The organism is Burkholderia sp. AU30198, assembly GCF_020419825.1.
GTDB lineage: Bacteria > Pseudomonadota > Gammaproteobacteria > Burkholderiales > Burkholderiaceae > Burkholderia.
Window position 1 is genome coordinate 1 of the sequence record NZ_JAIZSA010000056.1, and the last position, 699, is coordinate 699.

The 699-nt window shown below is 66.8% G+C and carries 1 protein-coding gene; it reads left to right on the top strand.

Annotated features, from left to right (window positions below; all coding sequences use genetic code 11):
* Window position 1: 1 nt before the first annotated feature.
* Window positions 2-699 (top strand): AMP-binding protein (locus LGN19_RS39460; protein ID WP_226220249.1); only part of this gene is annotated, 698 nt, incomplete at its 3' end.

The following is a 699-nucleotide window of genomic DNA, read 5'->3' on the forward strand; positions in this document are numbered from 1 at the left end:
GATTGAATCGGTTCTTCACGAAACCCGCCAGTTTGCGCCGCCCGCGGCGCTCGAGCAGGCGGCGGCCATTTCCGGCATGCCGGCCTACCGTGCGCTCGCCGCGGAAGCCGAGAACGATTACGAAGGCTTCTGGGCGCGACTCGCGCGCGAAGGCCTTGCGTGGCACAAGCCGTTCACGAAAGTGCTCGACGAGTCGAACGCGCCGTTCTACAAGTGGTTCGACGACGGCGAGCTGAACGCGTCGTACAACTGTCTTGACCGTCACGTCGAAGCCGGCAACGGCGAGCGCGTCGCGGTGATCTTCGAAGCCGACGACGGTACCGTCACGCGCGTCACCTATGCGGATCTCCTCGCCCGCGTGTCGCGTTTCGCGAATGCACTGAAGAAGCGCGGGATCGGCAAGGGCGACCGCGTCGTGATCTATATCCCGATGTCGATCGAAGGCATCGTCGCGATGCAGGCCTGCGCGCGCATCGGCGCGACGCACTCGGTCGTGTTCGGCGGCTTCTCCGCGAAGTCGCTGAACGAGCGGCTCGTCGACGTCGGCGCGACGGCGCTCGTCACGGCCGACGAGCAGGCGCGCGGCGGCAAGACGCTGCCGCTGAAGAGCATCGCGGACGAAGCGATCGCGCTGGGCGGCTGCGAGGCCGTGAAGAGCGTGATCGTCTATCGCCGCACCGGCGGCAAGGTCGACTGGCA